Annotated in this window: 11 protein-coding genes and 1 pseudogene; 6 read left to right on the forward strand and 6 right to left on the reverse strand. The window is 68.2% G+C overall.

All coding sequences use genetic code 11. From position 1 onward, the window contains the following. Nucleotides 1-101 precede the first annotated feature (101 nt). On the forward strand, nucleotides 102-1,025 hold the full coding sequence (locus H0264_RS05740; RefSeq protein ID WP_181582995.1) for an NAD-dependent epimerase/dehydratase family protein: 924 nt from the start codon (nucleotides 102-104) through the stop codon (nucleotides 1,023-1,025). An 83-nt stretch (nucleotides 1,026-1,108) separates the two neighbouring features. Here H0264_RS05740 and H0264_RS05745 read toward each other — a convergent pair whose 3' ends face one another. Both H0264_RS05745 and H0264_RS05750 read right to left on the reverse strand, forming a co-directional pair. Next, nucleotides 1,109-2,518: a SagB family peptide dehydrogenase gene (locus tag H0264_RS05745; protein ID WP_244976111.1), complete on the reverse strand. Its 1,410-nt coding sequence runs from the start codon at nucleotides 2,516-2,518 to the stop codon at nucleotides 1,109-1,111. A 33-nt stretch (nucleotides 2,519-2,551) separates the two neighbouring features. After that, nucleotides 2,552-3,547 carry an ABC transporter substrate-binding protein gene (locus tag H0264_RS05750; RefSeq protein ID WP_181582996.1) on the reverse strand — a complete coding sequence of 332 codons (996 nt, stop codon included), beginning with the start codon at nucleotides 3,545-3,547 and terminating at the stop codon, nucleotides 2,552-2,554. Nucleotides 3,548-3,738: 191 nt separating this feature from the next. Between H0264_RS05750 and H0264_RS05755 the strand changes: the two genes are divergently transcribed. From H0264_RS05755 to H0264_RS05765, 3 genes and pseudogenes are all read left to right on the forward strand, one after another. Continuing rightward, nucleotides 3,739-4,929 (forward strand): AMP-binding protein, encoded by a 1,191-nt coding sequence (locus tag H0264_RS05755; protein WP_181582997.1) that lies wholly within the window; start codon nucleotides 3,739-3,741, stop codon nucleotides 4,927-4,929. Nucleotides 4,930-5,514: 585 nt separating this feature from the next. Beyond that, nucleotides 5,515-6,570, forward strand: a pseudogene (locus H0264_RS05760) (glycosyltransferase family 4 protein); the annotation flags it as partial. Nucleotides 6,571-7,112: 542 nt separating this feature from the next. After that, nucleotides 7,113-9,239, forward strand: a complete 2,127-nt coding sequence (locus H0264_RS05765; RefSeq protein WP_181582998.1) for an amylo-alpha-1,6-glucosidase — start codon at nucleotides 7,113-7,115, stop codon at nucleotides 9,237-9,239. Between the two features lie 90 nt (nucleotides 9,240-9,329). Here the strand turns inward: H0264_RS05765 and H0264_RS05770 are convergent, their stop codons facing one another. After that, complete coding sequence (locus H0264_RS05770) at nucleotides 9,330-9,803, reverse strand: HPP family protein (RefSeq protein ID WP_181582999.1); 474 nt, start codon at nucleotides 9,801-9,803, stop codon at nucleotides 9,330-9,332. Continuing rightward, on the reverse strand, nucleotides 9,800-10,294 hold the full coding sequence (locus H0264_RS05775; protein WP_181583000.1) for a carboxymuconolactone decarboxylase family protein: 495 nt from the start codon (nucleotides 10,292-10,294) through the stop codon (nucleotides 9,800-9,802). Before H0264_RS05775 ends, H0264_RS05770 begins: the two co-directional genes overlap by 4 nt. Before the next feature lie 85 nt (nucleotides 10,295-10,379). Here H0264_RS05775 and H0264_RS05780 point away from each other — a divergent pair, with 85 nt between their 5' ends. Both H0264_RS05780 and H0264_RS05785 read left to right on the forward strand, forming a co-directional pair. Continuing rightward, entirely contained in the window at nucleotides 10,380-10,928 is a 549-nt protein-coding gene (locus tag H0264_RS05780) for a CGNR zinc finger domain-containing protein (RefSeq protein ID WP_181583001.1), read from the forward strand. Nucleotides 10,929-10,967: 39 nt separating this feature from the next. Then, nucleotides 10,968-11,321 carry an MmcQ/YjbR family DNA-binding protein gene (locus tag H0264_RS05785; protein ID WP_181583002.1) on the forward strand — a complete coding sequence of 118 codons (354 nt, stop codon included), beginning with the start codon at nucleotides 10,968-10,970 and terminating at the stop codon, nucleotides 11,319-11,321. Here the strand turns inward: H0264_RS05785 and H0264_RS05790 are convergent. Together H0264_RS05790 and H0264_RS05795 are read right to left on the reverse strand one after the other, a co-directional pair. Further along, nucleotides 11,311-13,347 (reverse strand): M13 family metallopeptidase, encoded by a 2,037-nt coding sequence (locus H0264_RS05790; protein WP_181583003.1) that lies wholly within the window; start codon nucleotides 13,345-13,347, stop codon nucleotides 11,311-11,313. The genes H0264_RS05785 and H0264_RS05790 overlap by 11 nt on opposite strands. 46 nt (nucleotides 13,348-13,393) lie before the next feature. Beyond that, nucleotides 13,394-15,424 carry a M13 family metallopeptidase gene (locus H0264_RS05795; RefSeq protein WP_338040133.1) on the reverse strand — a complete coding sequence of 677 codons (2,031 nt, stop codon included), beginning with the start codon at nucleotides 15,422-15,424 and terminating at the stop codon, nucleotides 13,394-13,396. Nucleotides 15,425-15,459: the final 35 nt, after the last annotated feature.

Consider the following 15,459-nt stretch of genomic DNA (forward strand, 5'->3'; position numbering starts at 1 on the left):
CTTGGGATGTATGGCATTCCAGCCGCTACTGTACTGCCGCGGCGCTCGGCAGAGTAGATCGCGAGTCGCCGCCCGGCGGCCCGGATACAGGAGGAATCCCCATGTCCCTGCACGTCATCGCGGGTGCGGGCAGCACCGGCAGCCGCGCCGCACTGCTACTGGCCGAGTCCGGTGAGCAGGTCCGTCTGCTCAGCCGCCGCGGCCTCGGTCCCGAACACCCGCTTGTCGAGTGCGCCGCAGCCGACAGCACCGACGTCGACCGCCTCACCGAATTGACCACCGGCGCAGCCACTCTCATCAACACCACCTGGCCCCCGTACAACCGCTGGCCCGCGGAATTCCCGCCCATTGCCACAGCCCTGCTGACCACGGCCGAGCGCACCGGCGCAGGCTACGTCGCCCTGAGCAACACCTATGGCTACGGCCTGGTCGACGGCCCCATGACCGAGGCCACCCCGCTGCACCCGATCGCCGTGAAAGGCGCTGTCCGAGCCCAGATGTGGTTGGATGCCCTCGCCGCACACGAGTCCGGGCGCCTGCGCGCCACCGAGGTGCGTGCCTCCGCCTTCCTCGGCAACGGCGCGGGCTCCCTCTACAACATGCTCGTCACACCGAACCTGTTGACCGGTGAACCTGCCGCTTTCCCAGGCGATCTCGACGTCGCCAAATCCTGGTCCCACATCGACGACGTGGCCCGGACTCTCGTCACCGTGGCGCTCGACAACCGTTCCTGGGGTCGCCCCTGGCACGTCCCGTCGAACGTGATCTCGGTGCGCGACCTGTCCTTCCGCATCGCCGCCGCGGCCGGCGCGCCGACCCCCGCCCTCACCGCCCTGTCCCGCTCGGACATGGCCTGGATGGGCCGCACCGACCCGATTGCCGCCGAGGTCATTGAAATGTTCTATTCGCTGGACAACCCCGACGTCATCGACGCGAAGCTCACCGAACAAACCTTCGGCCTATCCGCCACACCCCTCGACACGGTCATCGCCGAAACCATCAGGGGCGCTCTGTTGCCGGGTTGAACCGTGGATTCGAAACCTCAGAGGCCGGCTTGCCGTAGCGGCCGTTGACCAGGTCCAGCGCTTCGAGTTTCGGTGTCGGACGGTCAGCGAGTTGCGGGGGTGCCGATGATCATGCAGCCGACATTGCATTCTTCGAGTTCGTTCACGCCGGTGGCGGCGGTGAAGGCCGCTGTGTCGGAGAAGCCTTGGGCGACAGCGCCGAGATTCATGGCGGTGGCGGCCAGGTAGACGGTCTGCATGAGGACGCCGACGTGTTTGAGGATGTTGGCGTAGGCGACCTGTTCGTAGCCCCACATGACGCGGCCCGCTCGGGCCGAGATGAGGAGGGCCAGTTGGGGTTCGGCCGCTTCGGCGAGGGTGGCGGAGGTGGTTTTCAGGAGGCGCTGAACTGCGGGGGAGTCAGCGGGGGCGACCAGGTTCAGGGTGTGGTCGAAGGAGTCGTAGTGGTACATGCCGGGGGATAGGCCCTCGACGTGGCGGACCACCGGGTAGAGCTCCAGTTCGTGCACGCTGCCGCCCGATGGGTACGGGCGGGACGGGAGTTCTTCGCCGTCGGGAGTGGTCTCGACCGAGCGGGTACGGGCGGTGCGATAGAGGAGTTCGGCCAGTTGGGCCAGGGTGATCGGGTTCGCGTCATCGAAGGCGCGGTGGGAGCGGCGGTCTTCGAGCACGGCCGTCAGCGTCGGGTCTTCGGTGCGCAGGGTGGCGAGGTCCGGCTGCGGCAGGGTGATGGGCGCGCCCGGGTGGCTGGTTCGCCGGGCCGGGGGAGCGGGGAAGATCTGCTTGGCCCACTTGGTGGGGCCGAAGTGGTCCCAGGTGACCGTGCGGGCGCCGAGCGTGCTGCGGCGGTGGAACCACAGGTCGGGGGCGCTCCAGCTGCGGGTGGTGAAGGTGGCGTCCTCGGCAGCGGGGTCGGCGACGGCGAAGCCGCCCCACAGCAGGTCTGCGCTGAGTTGGGACGAAACCGCTTCGGGGAGGCCGAGTTCCGACGGATTCGCCCCACCGGCGAGGGCCAGCAGGCGCGGATCGTGGATGCGCAGATCGCACCACGAGGTCGGGTGCTCCAGGACGATGCCATCCGAATCGCGGTGAATGACAGCGAACTTGGACAGCACGGCCGTGGATCCCGCTGGACGGCCGGCGCTTCCGGCAGAGCCCACATCCGCGACCTCTGCTGGGCGTGCGGGCGGAGTGGCGAACGGGCGGAGGGTGTAGAGGTCGCGGTCGCCGTCGCGCACCGTGACCGTCAGCCACCCTTCGCCCGCGAGCCGGTCGAGCAGTGTTGCGACCGTGGCGGTTTCGCCGTCGCCGGTCATGTCCGCCACTGTCGAAGGCCCGCGGTTGAGCGTCTTCAGCGCCTGGCTCTGTGCCGCGTCCAACCCCTTCAGCTGCTGTTTGTGCGGCGGGTTCAGCAGCACAGCGCCGCCGGGGACGGTCAGGCAGGTGACGCCCGGACGGAGGGCGTACCGGGTGTGCTCAGGGTGGGTCGACAACCGCGGGTCCTTCGAAATGCGATGGTGCGAGGGCTATTTGGCGGCGTTGGCGAGCGCCGGTTCGAGCTTGTCGAGCAGGTAGGGCAGGGCCAGCGGGGTGGGCTGGTTGACGGCGCTGATCTCCTGCACGGTGAGGAACACGACCGCGTTCTTCTTCACCGCGGGCAGGTCGCTGTAGCCGGGCAGCTGCCGGTACTTCTCGTCCTGGCCGGGCGAGTAGCCGGCGAGCAGCAGGTCGGAGTTCAGTTCGTCGAGGCGTTCCGGCGACAGCGCCAGGCGTCCGCCGGTGCCGCCCTGCGCGACGAGCGAGGCCGGAATGGTCATGCCGAGCTGGGTGAACAGGCGGCTGGATCCGTCCGCGGGGTCGGTGAGCACCATGAGCTGCGACGGCCCGGCCAGCCAGCTGCTGACGAAGGTCTTGCCCTTCAGTCCGGGATTGCGCTGCGCGATCCCGTCGATGCGGCCGTTCAGATCGCTGATCACCTTCGCGGCGGCGTCGTCCTTGTGCAGGATCTTGCCGAGCGCGGTGACCTGGTCGGCCCACGGCGTGACGGCTTCCTTGGTGAGGCCGGGCACGGTCGGCGCGATCTTGGACAGGTCGCTGTAGGTCTTGGCGTCGGCGATGAAGGCGTCGACCAGGATCAGATCGGGGTTCAGTGCGGCCACCTGCTCGGTGATGCTGCCGGTGGTGTCCAGGGCCTTGACCGACTTCAGCGATTCCGGCTCCCAGGGCGCGAGGCTCTTGGTCAGTACGGAGATGTTGTCGATGTAGCCGACCGGGGTTACGCCGAGCGCCTGCACCGTGTCGAGCCACTGATTGCCCAGCGCCACAATGCGTTCCGGCGTGCCGGTGACGGTGGTCTCGCCTTGCGAGTGGGTGATGGTTACGGGTTCGCCGCTGCCGGCGGGCTCGTCGGACCCGGACCCGCAGGCCACGAGTCCGAGGGTGAGCACGCCCGTGAGAACGGCGACGGCTGCCCGCGTCCTGGTGAATCGCAGCCTGCCGTGTGAGGTGCGGACCGACTTCATCGTGGACCTCTCCCTTGGTCGGATATGCCCGAACCACAGCGGACGAGCGGAGGTGAGCCTAGCCTAATTAGTGATCCACCTGCGAGATCCGTTGTCCGTTCGATCTCTCACAGTGCTGCCTATTGTGTTCTCGAAGCGTTAGGTTAGGGTTGCATAAGTTAGAACCCGGGGTGAGAACGATGGAGCGTGCGGTGCGTGATCTTTCCACCGTCGAGCGTCACCGGCTCGCGGACGAATGGGCCAATGGCGTCGAACTGTACGACGTCCCGGCAATCGGTTGCCTGATCCAGTGCGCGCGTCGCGTGCCCGCTATTCGCACAGCCCTGATCTGCGGTTCCCACACTCTCACCTACGGTCAGCTCTTCGACCGCGTCGCAGCCGATGCCATCGCGGAGGCCGGATTCGCCTCCGTCGGACCCGCGTGCGACGATCGGCCCGCAGCGCTCGACGCCGACCCCGAGGCCGCGGCCCTCGAGGGCTTGGCCCGGCTGCTCGCCGAGATCACCGCGGCCGCCGAACCGCTTCCGGCCGCCCGGCCGGTCGCCTGCGCCGGCTCGCACCCCGACACCTGCGCCCAGTCCGGCGATTGCGCCCTCATCCGGCACGACCTCGCCGAACCCACCGTTCCCCGGCTGGCCCTGACCCTCAGCGCCCTGGCCGCCGCCGCCGACGACCGCCGCGGCGTGGTCGCCGACACCCGCGCCTGCCGCGTCGACCGCGCCTTCGGTTCCGCCGATGTGCGCCTGCTGGCCGCGCGCTGGGACGGGGCCGACGCCGCCGTGGAAATGCTGGCCGCTCTCGCCGACGGCGCGACCCTGGTCCTCGCCACCGAGGCGCAGCGTGCCGACGCGGCCGCCCTGTCCGAGCTCATCGCTGCCACTTCGGCCACCCATGTGCTCGCCGAGGTGGCAGCCCTCGCCGGATTCGCCGACCTGCCCGCCCCGGCCCTGCCGACCGTGCGCCGCTGGGATGTCACCGGAACCGCCTGCCCCGCAATCCTTCCCGGTCTGCTGCGCGCCATCGCCCCGGATTCGGTCGCCGGATTCGCCTACACCGCACCCGAATACGCCGGCGTAGCCGCGCGCGGCCCGCTCGATGGTTCCGGCCGCATCCGCCCCATCCCGGGCGCGCGCGTGCTCGTCCTCGACGCCGAACTCTGCCTCGTGGCTCCCGGCGAAACCGGGGACGTCTACCTGGGCGGTGCGGCCCTCGCCGCCGAACCGGCCGAAGCCGCAGCGGATTTCCTCGCCGACCCCTACGCCGCCGGACGGCTCGTCAAGACCGGCGAACGCGGCCACTGGACCGCCGACGGCTGGCTCGTTTTCGCCGCCGCCGCGCCGGCCGCCGCGTCGGCAACCGAGATCGATTACGCCGCAGCGTAACTCGGCAACATTCGCGCGACTGTCTCGGCTCGATATCGAATCGCGCCGCGTCTGGCCCGAGTCCGGACGGCCGCCTAACCTGAACGCGGCGGGTGACGCGGCGAATCTTCTCGCGACCGCCCCGCAACAAATTATCGATATCCCAAAAAAGACGTAAAGTCCGGCGATATCGTGGAATCCACCAAGTATGGCCGCCGAGCGCGACGACGCCTCGGAGGTGCCATCGGGCTTCGGCCGCACCGTTCAGGAACCAGCGGTGGCCGCTCACCATTGATGCTGAATTCGCCGATGGCACCGAGCCGGCGCGACGATCGCCAGGCGTTCAAACAATGAGCGCGCTGCCGCACCCCAGCCCGGCGTACGCATTCCCGCATTCGCCGGAATGCATATGCCCCGCCGGGGTTCATTGCGGCGCAATTGTTTTCGATCTTCGGTCCGGCCATGGCCACCGGTAAACGGCGTCCACCGGAGGGACGTCGCAGTGTGTCCCTGGAAGGAGGGGCTATGAGCGCATCCCAGGCGCCCGGCCCGAAATCGGTAGCGTTCGAATTCCTGCCCGCCGATCGCGAAAAGCTACGCATCGCGATGGTGGTCCCACCCTATTTCGATACGCCCCCCAAGGCCTACGGCGGTGTGGAAGCCGTGGTCGCGGATCTGGTCGACGCCCTCGTGGATCGCGGCCACGAGGTCACCCTGCTCGGCGCCGGCGAGAACGGCACCCGGGCACAGCGATTCGTCCCCCTGTGGGACCGTATCCAGGCCGAACGACTCGGCGACCCCTTCCCGGAGGTGGTGCACGCGCTCAAGGTCCGGCGTGCGCTGGAGCGGCTCGCGGTCGGCGACGGTTTCGATCTCGTGCACGATCACACCTTCGCCGGGGTGCTCAATCTGCCCGCCTACCGTGACCTGGGACTGCCGCTGGTGATCACCGTGCACGGCCCTGTCGACGGCGACCCGTACATCTACTACAGCGAGCTCGGCGACGACGCGCACCTGGTCGCCATCAGCGACCGGCAGCGCCGAAATGCTCCCGACCTCAATTGGGTGGGTCGCGTGCACAATGCGCTCCGTGTCGAGGATTGGCCCTTCCGGGCCGAGAAAGAGGACTACGCTCTGTTCCTGGGCCGCTTCACCGAATGCAAGGCCCCGCATCTGGCTTTGGAGGCCGCACACGCCGCCGACCTTCCATTGATACTCGCCGGAAAATGCGCCGAACCACCTGAAGTGAAGTATTTCGACAGTGCGGTAAGACCTTTGCTCACCGAACGCGACACCATGTTCGGAATGGCCGATGCCGCCGCCAAACGAGAACTGCTCTCTCGAGCACGCTGTCTGCTGTTTCCGGTGCGCTGGGAGGAACCCTTCGGCATGGTCATGATCGAGGCGATGGTGTGCGGCACCCCCGTGGTGGCGCTGCGCGGCGGCGCGGTCGGCGAGGTCATCGTCGATGGCGTCACCGGCCGCATCTGCGACGATCCGGCCGAGCTCCCGGCCGCCGTCAAGGAGGTGCAGACCTACGATCCGGAAGCCATGCGCGCCCACGTGATCGAGCATTTCGGCGCCGACACCCTGGGCCGCGGCTACGAGGAGATCTACCGCGAGGTCGCCCGCACCCGCAAGCCGCGGCGCGGCCGCGTCACCACCATCCACACCTGGACGTCCAGCACGCACCAGTCCGTCCCGTCCGCGGCCAAGGCGGCGGGCACCGGTCCCGGGCGGGCGTCCGCGCCGATTCCGACAACGCGGGCGACCGCCGCGCCCGGGCGTGCGTCCGGAACCGCCGGTCGCGGTTCCGGCGGTCCCGCAGCTCGCGGTAACGCCGCCGGACGCGCGCCCAAAGCCCGTGCGACAGGGCCTGATACGAGTCGCGTACCGGCTCCCGCGCTGCCGCCCGTGGACCCGATTCCCGATCCAGTCCTGTTGACGGGGGAGGGAATCGTGGCGGGGAGCATGCTGTCTGCCGGCGGTGTGAACCCGGGCGCGACTGCGGGCGGTAGTCCCGTACCGGGTGTGGGTTCGGCCGAGGGGTCCGAGGCGGACTTCGGGCGGCTGCCGCTGCCGGGGAGCGCGCTGGAGGCGCGACTGTCCGGATGCGCTGGAACAGCAAGTCACGCAACAGGTTCAGCGCCTGTCCCGGAGCCCGGCGTCGTGCCCGAGACGGGAGCATCGGAGGAAGGGTTTGAATGAACGCAGAGGCTCCGGCCGCACTCAACACCGGTGAGCCGTCGACCCTGGGTGGATCAGGGGGCGCGATCACACTGGTGGAGGGCAGCACGTTCTGTCTGTCGGACCGGCTCGGCGATATCGAGCTGGGCACCCCGTACGGGCTGTTCTACCGGGACGCGCGCGTGCTGTCACGGTGGGAACTGCGATTGGACGGACAGCGGCCGGAGCCGCTGTCGGTATTGAGCCCGGAGGCGTTCACCGCCCGGTTCATACTGCGCCGGCCTCCCCGGGCCGGCGCAGCTGACAGCACTGTATTGATCGTCCGCGAGCGGCTGGTCGCGGACGGTCTGCGCGAGACCATCACGGTGGAGAATCTGGGGCGCGAGACGACCGCGGTGGATCTGCAATTGCATGTGGACGCGGATTTCGTGGATCTGTTCGCGGTGAAGGAGGGGCGCAGCGGGAACACGCGCGCCGAAATCCTCACCGGTGACGTGGAATTGCTGCTGACCGACCGGTCGGATCGGGCGCGGGGTCTGGCTGTCTCCTCCTCGGAAACCCCCACGGTGCTGCCCGGCTCGCTCGCCTGGCGCGTGGTGGTTCCGGCGGGCGGCAGCTGGTCCACCGAAATCCTGGCCCAGCCGACCCTCGGCAACCAGTCCATCCACTCACCGCTGCGGCCCGGCGAACACTACGAATTCAGCGAACCCAGCCGCAAGATCGCCGCCTGGCGCGACACCGCCACCACCATCACCGCCGGCGACCCCGCGCTGTCCTGGGTGCTCGAACGCACCGAAAGCGATCTGGGCGCTTTGCAGATCCACGACGACCTGCGCGGCGGCAGACCCTTCGTCGCCGCCGGGGCGCCCTGGTTCATGACGCTGTTCGGCCGCGACAGCCTGCTCACCGCCTGGATGGCCTTGCCCCTGGATGTGGGCCTGGCCCTGGGCACCCTGCAACAGCTCGCCGAGATGCAGGGCCAGCGCGTGGACCCCCTCACCGAGGAGGAACCCGGCCGCATCATGCACGAAATGCGGCGCGGACCCGCCAGCGGCGCGGTCCTCGGCGGCGAAACCTATTACGGAACCATCGACGCCACACCGCTTTTCGTCATGCTGCTGGCGCAGGCGCGCCGCTGGGGCGCGGACACCGAAACCGTGCACGCCCTGCTCCCCGCCGCCGACGCCGCCCTGGCCTGGATCGCCGACTACGGCGACCGCGACGGCGACGGCTTCGTCGAATACCGCCGCGCCACCGACCGCGGGCTCATCAACCAGGGCTGGAAGGACAGCTTCGACGGCATCAACGACGCCGCCGGGCACCTGCCGGAAGCGCCCATCGCCCTGTGCGAAGTGCAGGGCTACGTGTACGCCGCCCTGCTCGCCCGCGCCGATCTGGCCGAGGAATTCGGCGACGGCACCACCGCCGGACACCTGCGCGACCGCGCCGCCGAACTGCGCACCAAATTCGCCGAAGCCTTCTGGCTGCCCGAAAAGGGCTGGTTCGCCGTCGCTTTGGACGGCAACAAGCGCCGCCTCGACGCCCTCACCAGCAATATCGGCCACTGCCTGTGGTCGGGCATCGTCACCGACGAGCATGCGGCAGAGGTGATCACGAAGCTGGCCGCCTCCGATATGGACTCCGGTTTCGGCCTGCGCACCCTGTCCTCCCGCATGGGCGCCTACAACCCGATGAGCTACCACAACGGCTCCATCTGGCCGCACGACACGGCCATCGCGGTGGCCGGCCTGCTGCGGTACCGCCACATCCCCGGAGCCATCGAACTGGCCACCCGCCTCGCCGAAGGACTCCTCGACGCCGCGGGCGCGTTCGGCGGCCGCCTGCCTGAATTGTTCTGCGGCTTCCCGCGTTCCAAGTTCTCCGCCCCCGTCCCCTACCCCACCTCCTGCTCACCCCAGGCCTGGGCCAGTGCGGCCCCCCTGCTGCTGGTCCGCTCCTTCCTGGGCCTGGAACCGGACGTTCCGCACCGCACCCTGACCGTGCTCCCGCACCTCCCGGCGCGCTGGGGCAAGGTCGAACTCACCGATCTCCGCTTGGGCGGCACGGTCCTCGACCTGGCCGTGGAAGGCGACCGCGTGACGGCGACCAACCTCCCCGACAACTGGACGCTCGTGACGCACTGAGCCAAGCCCGGCATCCCGCGCACTGACCAGAGCCCGTCATCCCGGCCGAGAAGCGCGCCGGGATGACAGGGTTCGGTTGCGGACGAGGGTTCAGCTTCGCCTGGCGCGCAGGAAGTCCGCCCCCTGTTGAATCAATACGAGCGCAACCGTTCCCGCGAGCAGTGCGGCCGCGCCCTGCCAGGATCCGACCGCGCCGACCAGTGCGGCGGAGGCGACAGCGGGTGCGTGCAGGCGTTTCAACCCGACCATGGCCGCCACCGCGACGCCGACGGCGAGGGCCGCGGCGACCATGCCGTCACCAATTGCCAACGCCGCCAGCAGACCTGCCGCAACCGACAGCCCGTGACCGATGGCTACGGTCCCCGGTTCGGCCGCCGGTGCCTCGGGCGTGGCCGCGACCAGTGCGGCCGACGCCGCCAGCGGTGGCGCGAAGAACGGTTGTCCCGCAATGGCTTGCGCCACCGCCAGTGGCACCACCAGCACCAGCGTCATCGCCACCGGCTGCGAAATCCGGTGGAGCCGTGCGCGATCCAGGACGCGGGTGGCAGTGGTCGCCGTGGTCACGCCTCCGGCCAATCGTTCTCGGTCTCGCCGACCTTGTTCACATAGTTCGTCAGCGTCTGCAGCGCGACCAGCGCCACCATCTCGAGCACCTGCTCCTCGGTCCACCCGGCCGCCAGCGCCGCGGCCGGATCGGCCTGCCCGCGATTTTCGGTCAGCTCCCGTGCGAACGCCACGGCCGCGGCCTCCTTGGCCAGGGCGGAGGTCCCGGCCTTGGCCGCCTCGATCTCCTCGGTGCTCAGCTTGGCCATTTTCTTGCCCAGGAAGGTGTGCGCCGCAACGCAATACCCGCAGTCATTGGCCGCGCCGACCGTCAGAGCGATCCGTTCGGAGGTCGGCCCCGGCAGGGTCCCCTTCTTCAGCGCGGCCGACAAGCCCAGGTAGCCCTCCAGCACCACCGGCGCATTTGCCATCACCTTGGTCATGTTCGGCACCCGGCCCATGCGCTTGCGCACCTCGTCCAGCAGTGGTGCGTCCTCGATGGTCTTGATCATGGCGACAGCCTTTCTAACGGAACATCGTCGTTCCAAACGTTAGAACCTAACGGGTCAACCGGTCAATGCCCGTTAGAATAAGGGCATGACCGACCCACTGGCCCTCCGCTTCGCGAGCACGATCCGCGCCACCCGCGCCGGTCTCACCGATGCCCTGGCCACCCGGGAGTCGGCGCAGACCTGGCTGCACACCCACACCGGCCGCACCGTCACCCTCGACGAGGCCGACCACGCCGAACTCATCCGCCTGCGCCAATCCGTCCGCGCCCTGTTCGCGAAAACCGTGGCTCCGCACCCGCCGAGCCGCGCCGATGCGAACGCTCTCCCGCCCTTCCCCGAGGCGCTCGACACGGTCAACCGCGCCACCGCGCCGGTGCTGCGCCGATTGCGCTGGGACGAAACCCCTTCCGAACTGCGCACCCCCACCGCCGTCGATGAGATGCGCGCCCTCCGAGCCGAACTCGCCGATGCCGCCGTCGACTTCTTCGCGGGCCCCGAGCTCGCCCAGGTTCGCGTCTGCCCCGCCCCGCGCTGCGTGCTCTACTTCCTCAAACGCCACCCGCGCCAGGAATGGTGCTCCACCGCCTGCGGCAACCGCGCCCGCGCCGCCCGCCACTACCAGGCGCACACCTGACCGCGCGCGCTGTCACACCCGGCTGCGACCATGGTGGTCATGACGGCAAGTGGGGATGATGTTCGCGCGGCGGCGCTTTCGCTACCGCAGGTCAAGGAGAGCTTCGACTGGGGTATGCCGACCTTCCGGGTCAACGGCAAACTCTTCCTGACCCTGCCCGAGCAGGAAACCTCCATGGCCGTGCGCTGTCCCATCGTCGACCGGGACGAACTGGTGCAATCCGAACCGGAGAAGTTCTGGATTGCCGGGCACGAGGCCAATAACGCGTGGGTGCGGGTGCGGCTGGCCGCGCTCGACGATCGGGAGGAGCTGGAGGCCATCGTGCTGGACTCGTGGCGGCAGGCCGCACCCGCCAAACTGGTGGAGCAGTACGCGGGCGGCGCTACAGACTGACCCGCTGATCCGGCGCGAGGTAGAGCTTGTCGCCCTCCTTCACCTCGAACGTGGCGTGGAATTCGGGGATATTGCGCACGATCTGATTGCAGCGGAATTCGTCGGGCGCGTGGGTGTCGGTGAGCGATTCGATCAGCAGTTCCTTGGTCAGCTTGCTGCGCCAGCTCAGCGCGTGCGACAGGAACAGCGACCGATAGTCGGGATTGTCGTTGCCGGAACGCTTTTCGGAATCGCGGAAGGCGGCCAGGGCGATCTGCAACCCGCGCAGGTCCGCGAGGTTCTCGCCGAGGCTCAGCTCACCGTCCACATGCTGGTTCGGTTCCAGGCCCTCCGGGACCAGGGCGTCGAACTGTTCCACCAGCCGTGCGGATTTCGCCTCGAACGCGGCGCGATCCTCCGCCGTCCACCATTCCTTCAGGTTGCCGTCGCCATCGTATTTGGAGCCCTGATCGTCGAAGCCGTGCCCGATCTCGTGGCCGATGGTGGCGCCGACCGCACCGTAGTTGACCGCCGGCTGGGCCTCGGCGTCGAAGTACGGCGGCTGCAAATAGCCTGCGGGGAAGGTGATTTCATTATTGGTGGGCGAGTAGAAGGCATTCACCGTTTGCGGCGTGGAGTTCCAGAGCGACTTGTCGACCGGCGTGCCCAGATATCCGAACGCCTTGCGCACGCCGAAAAGATTTGCGGCGAGCAGTGATTCGACCAGCCGCCCCCGCGTGATCCGCAGTCCCGAGTAATCCTCCCACTTGTCCGGGTACCCGATCTTGACCGACATCTTGTCCAGCTTCGCCAGCGCCGCGTCCACGGTGGCGGGCGACATCCAGCTCGAGTTCCGGAAATCGGCGCGATACGCGGCCATCAGCTCGTCCACCATGGCCTTCACCTGGTCCTTGGAGGAACTCGGAAAATGCTGCGCCACATACAGTTTGCCGAGCGGCTCGCCCAGCACGCTGTTCACCTGGCTGATCCCGGACCGCCAGCGTTCGGTCCGCTCCTGCTGCCCGGACATGACCGTGCCGAAGAAATGGAAGTTCGGGTCCGACACCGCCCTGGGCAGATACGTCGCGAAGTCGCGAATCACCGCCAGCTTCAAGTACTCCCGCCACACCGTGATATCGGTGTCGGCCCAGATCTTCGCGGCCCCCGTCACGAACGACGGCTGGCCCACCACCAGTTCCGCGAACAGCTCCCGAGGCCGATCGGTGCATCCGGCCAGCCACGGATCCCAATCGAATTCCGGTCCGAGCGCGGTCATCTCGGACCACTTCAGCTTGTTGTAGGTGGCCTCGGCATCCCGCAGCCGCACATTGTCCCAGTGCTGCGCCGCGATCCTGGTCTCCAGGTCGAACACCCGCCGCGCCATGCCCGCCGCGTCCGTCAGCCCCGCGCCGGTGCCGATCTGCTCCAGATACGTCTGGTACGCGGCGCGGATCTCCGCGTGCTCGGGCTTGCGGTAGTACTCCTCGCCCAGCCCGAGCCCCGACTGCCCGACCCACCCGATATGGCTGTCCGACTTCTTCGAATCGATGGTCACTCCGAGCCCGATCAGCCCGCCGATCGGCAATTCGCCCATCACCCGCGCCAATTCGGCCTTGGTGGCCGCCCGATCCGGTTTGGCCAGCAGTTCCGCCAGCGGGCTCATGCCCAGCTGCTCGATGGTGTCCAGATCCAGCCAGGCGTCGTAGAAGTCACGAATCTGCTGGGCCTCGGTCCCCGGTTCCGGATCGTGGATCCCGTCGATGATGGCGCGCAACTGATCGCGAATCCGGTCCGCCACTTCGCCGCCCACGCCGTAGGCGACCTTGTCCGGCGGCAGCTGATAGTCCCGCAGCCACGCGCCGTTGACGTGCCGGTACAGGTCGTCCTGCGGGCGCACGGCCAGATCGGCCCCGGACATGTCCGGCCCCTTCAACGGCTTCGGGGTCCGCTCGGTCGAGCAGGCCCCGAACGCGAGCGCGGCGGGCACCGCACCCAGCGCGATCAGAAACCCGCGCCGCCCCAGGCGCATCGGACTCTCAGCCGTCATCGCAGCTCCTCCCGGAAAGCCGTACCGCCCGCGACCGTCGCGAGGTTCAGAATGTCACGCGCTGATCCTCCGCGAGGAAGAGTTTGTCGCCTTCCTGCACCCCGTAGGCGGCATAGAACTCCGGCAGGTTGCGCACCACCTGGTTGGCCCGGAACTCGGCCGGGGCGTGGGTGTCGCTGGTGAGCAGGCGTTCGGCGTACTCGTCGGTGGACTTGTTGCGCCAGTTGCGGGCCCATGCTTCGAACAGCGGCCGGTAGTCGGGATTGTCGACGCCCCGGCGCTTCTCGGCGATCCGGAAGGCGGCCAGCGACATTTGCAGCCCGCGCAGGTCGGCCACGTTCTCACCGAGCGTGAGCTTGCCGTCCACATGCTGCTCGGGGGCGAGCCCCTCGGGAACCAATGGATCGTACTGGGCCACGATTTTCGCGGTGCGCGCCTCGAACGCGGCCCGGTCCTCCGGCGTCCACCAGTCCTTCAGATTGCCGTCGCCATCGTATTTCGAGCCCTGATCGTCGAAGCCGTGCCCGATCTCGTGCCCGATGACCGCCGCGCCCGCACCGAAGTTCACCGCCGGCTGCGCGTCCTTGTCGAAGAACGGCGCCTGCAGGAACGCGGCCGGGAAGGTGATCCGATTGAACACCGCGGCGTAGAAGGCGTTGACCGTCTGCGGATTCGAGATCCATTCGGCCTTGTCGACCGGCGTGCCCAGCCGCTCCATGCTGCGCTTGGACTCGAAAGCGTTGACGGCGCGCAGGGATTGGATGAGCTTGCCGCGGGTGATGGTCAGCCCGGAGTAGTCCTGCCATTTGTCCGGGTAGCCGACATGCGCCTGGATCTTGTCCAGCTTGGCGATGGCGGCCGCCCGGGTGGCCGGTGACATCCAGCCGGAATTCTCGAAGTTCTCCCGGTAGGCGGCCTTGAGATCGTCCACCATGGCCAGCACCTGGTCCTTGGCTTCCTTCGGAAAGTGCTTGTCCACATACAGTTTTCCGAGCTGCTCGCCCAGATTGTCGTCGACCACGGCGACCGCCGACTTCCAGGTGTCGGGCCGCTTCTCCAGCCCGTTCATCACCTTGACGTACTCGAAGTTGGCGTCGGACACGGCCTTCGGCAGATACCTGGCATAGGTGCGCACCAGGGTGAGCTTCAGATACTCCCGCCACAGCGCGAGATCCACCTCACCCCACAGGTTTCCGGCATGCGTCACATACGAGGGCTGGCGGACCACGACGGTGTCGAACAGATTCTTCGGCCGCTCGGTCATGCCCGACAGCCACGCGTCCCAATCGTATTGCGGTGCCAGCGCGACCATTTCGGTCCACGACATGCGGTTGTAGGTGGCATCGGTATTGCGGGCCTTCACATTGTCCCAGTGCCCGGCCGCGATGCGCGTCTCCAGCTCCAGCACCCGGTCGGCCATGCCCGCCGGATCGGCGAAGCCCGCGCCCTTGGCGATGCTCTCCAGCAGCGTCCGGTACGCGGCGCGCTTGGACGCCAATTCCGGCTTGCGGTAATACTGTTCGCCCATGCCGAGCCCGGACTGCGACACCTCCGGAATGTAGGCGTCGGAGTTCTTGCGGTCGATGGAGATGCCCATGCCGATGAGCCCGCCCAGCGGCAGCTCGGCCATCACCTTGGCCAGTTCCGGCTTACCCGGGGCGGCATCGATCTGCCCGAACAGATCCTCCAGCGGCGTCATGCCGAGCTGTTCGATCTCGTCCAGGTTCATCCGCGCGTCGTACACATCGCGGATCTGCTGCGCCTCGCTGCCGGGCTTCGGGTCCTCGAGGCCCTCGATGATCGCCCGCAACTGCTCCTGCACCCGATCGGAAACCTCGTCGAACGAGCTGAACGCCACCTTGTCCGGCGGCAGCTGATACTCCTTCAGCCAGGTGCCGTTGATGTGCCGGTACAGGTCGTCCTGTGGGCGGACGGCCGCGTCGACGCCGGAAAGATCCGGTCCCGCCAGCTCCTTGTCGTCTTTCGAGCAGGACATGAGGACCGCGGCCGCGGGCACCACGCCCAGGGCGATCAGAAATGCGCGGCGATCCAGGCGCACCGGACCCGACGATGTCACCGGTTATCCCTCTCGGTTGCGGAACATTTTCCGCA

Source organism: Nocardia huaxiensis (assembly GCF_013744875.1).
GTDB lineage: Bacteria > Actinomycetota > Actinomycetes > Mycobacteriales > Mycobacteriaceae > Nocardia > Nocardia huaxiensis.

Bases quoted from the DNA above. Each gene is read 5' to 3' on its own strand.
- H0264_RS05775 (WP_181583000.1), bottom strand. From the start codon at position 10,294: ATGATCAAGACCATCGAGGACGCACCACTGCTGGACGAGGTGCGCAAG.
- H0264_RS05750 (WP_181582996.1), bottom strand. From the start codon at position 3,547: ATGAAGTCGGTCCGCACCTCACACGGCAGGCTGCGATTCACCAGGACG.
- H0264_RS05785 (WP_181583002.1), top strand. From the start codon at position 10,968: ATGACGGCAAGTGGGGATGATGTTCGCGCGGCGGCGCTTTCGCTACCG.
- H0264_RS05790 (WP_181583003.1), bottom strand. From the start codon at position 13,347: ATGACGGCTGAGAGTCCGATGCGCCTGGGGCGGCGCGGGTTTCTGATC.
- H0264_RS05765 (WP_181582998.1), top strand. From the start codon at position 7,113: ATGAACGCAGAGGCTCCGGCCGCACTCAACACCGGTGAGCCGTCGACC.
- H0264_RS05740 (WP_181582995.1), top strand. From the start codon at position 102: ATGTCCCTGCACGTCATCGCGGGTGCGGGCAGCACCGGCAGCCGCGCC.
- H0264_RS05780 (WP_181583001.1), top strand. From the start codon at position 10,380: ATGACCGACCCACTGGCCCTCCGCTTCGCGAGCACGATCCGCGCCACC.